Below are 773 nucleotides of genomic sequence, written 5' to 3'. Positions count from 1 at the left end.
TCAGCCAGCAGATGTGTGTTCTGACACACCGCCTTCGCGAGCAAGCCCGCTCCCACATGGGTTGTGCTGGTCTTTAGAGGGTCGCTATCAGAGCCGGCCCAAACGCTTCCTTGAGAAACCCCGGGGCGATGTAGCGCTCGTAGTGCGCCTCGGACAACAGGAAAAACTCGCGGTCAATCGCATCCCGCAGGTCGGCCAGCTGCCGCTCACGAAACTCCGGTTGCAACACCAAACCATACGCCTCCAACTTGGAAATCACCCGCGCCCCCCGGGCAATCAACTGGTACGCCCAGCAATACGGCGACTGGTGCGGCACAAAGCGGATCTTGCGGTTCTCCAGTTGCTGGCGCAGCAGGTGCGCGTCGAACACCTCCAGCTTGCTGGCCATCACCTGCACCAGCAATTGCTCCAGGCGCCGCCACACCGCCTGTTTTTCCTCGGCGTTGTAGCCGTTCCACTGGATCACTTCGTGGTGGTAACGCTTGCAGCCCCGGCAGACCAGGTCCCCGTAGACGGTGGAGCACAGGCCGATGCAGGGGGTCTTGATGGTTTGATTGGGCATAAAGGTAATTGGCAGAGTGTGTAGAACACCGCGGACCCAATGTGGGAGCGGGCTTGCCCGCGAAAGCGGTGTGTCAGTCACCGGATGCATCAACTGACAGATTGCATTCGCGAGCAAGCCCGCTCCCACATTTTTTGGATCTGTGTGGTTGATTAGTCCCAGCTCAGCGCGCCGCCAGTCTGGTACTCGATCACACGGGTCTCGAAGAAGT

At 59.8% G+C, this 773-nt stretch carries 1 protein-coding gene; it reads right to left on the bottom strand.

Annotated elements, in window-relative coordinates; translation table 11 throughout:
- Positions 1 to 73: 73 nt before the first annotated feature.
- Positions 74 to 562, bottom strand: a complete 489-nt coding sequence (locus tag NUV89_RS29730) for a DUF1289 domain-containing protein (RefSeq protein ID WP_257784126.1) — start codon at positions 560 to 562, stop codon at positions 74 to 76.
- Positions 563 to 773 lie beyond the last annotated feature (211 nt).

It is taken from the genome of Pseudomonas sp. 18.1.10 (genome assembly GCF_024655625.1).
Taxonomy (GTDB): domain Bacteria; phylum Pseudomonadota; class Gammaproteobacteria; order Pseudomonadales; family Pseudomonadaceae; genus Aquipseudomonas.
Note: the sequence above shows the minus strand (reverse complement) of the source record. Positions and strands in the feature narration are given on the sequence as shown.

What these genes read in the sequence shown, in the direction of transcription:
- NUV89_RS29730 (WP_257784126.1), bottom strand. Translation starts at nt 562, where the DNA reads ATGCCCAATCAAACCATCAAGACCCCCTGCATCGGCCTGTGCTCCACC.